General features: G+C 55.9%; 2 protein-coding genes. Both read left to right on the forward strand.

What is annotated here, in order from left to right; translation table 11 throughout:
* The coding region (locus A3730_RS03775) for a thiamine pyrophosphate-dependent enzyme (protein WP_231883832.1) at window positions 1–264 on the forward strand (264 nt) is incomplete at its 5' end.
* A partial coding sequence (ilvN, locus tag A3730_RS03780) for an acetolactate synthase small subunit (RefSeq protein WP_063537507.1) occupies window positions 264–497 on the forward strand: 234 nt, incomplete at its 3' end. The genes A3730_RS03775 and ilvN, both read left to right, overlap by 1 nt.

The following is a 497-nucleotide window of genomic DNA, read 5'->3' on the forward strand; positions in this document are numbered from 1 at the left end:
GACATGCAGTACGGTGGCCGCCATAGCCAGTCCTACATGGAGTCCCTGCCGGACTTCGTCAAGCTGGCCGAGGCCTATGGCCATGTGGGCATGAAGATCACCAGGATTGAGGATCTGGACGGGGCCATGGAGGAAGCCTTTGCCCTGAAGGATCGTCTGGTATTCATGGATATTTATGTTGACCCCACCGAGCACGTATACCCGATGCAGATTGCAGACGGTTCCATGCGCGACATGTGGCTGAGCAAGACGGAGCGGACCTGATGCGTCGAATTATTTCTATCCTGATGGAAAATGAGCCGGGCGCACTGAGCCGGGTAATCGGTCTGTTCTCCCAGCGGGGTTACAACATCGAAACCCTGTCGGTGGCGCCCACCGAAGACAGCACCTTGTCTCGCCTGACGCTGACCACCTTCGGTAATGATCTGAAAATCGAGCAGATCACCAAGCACCTGAACAAGCTGATCGAGGTGGTCAAGCTGGTGGATCTCACCGAA

It is taken from the genome of Alcanivorax sp. HI0044, assembly GCF_001634945.1.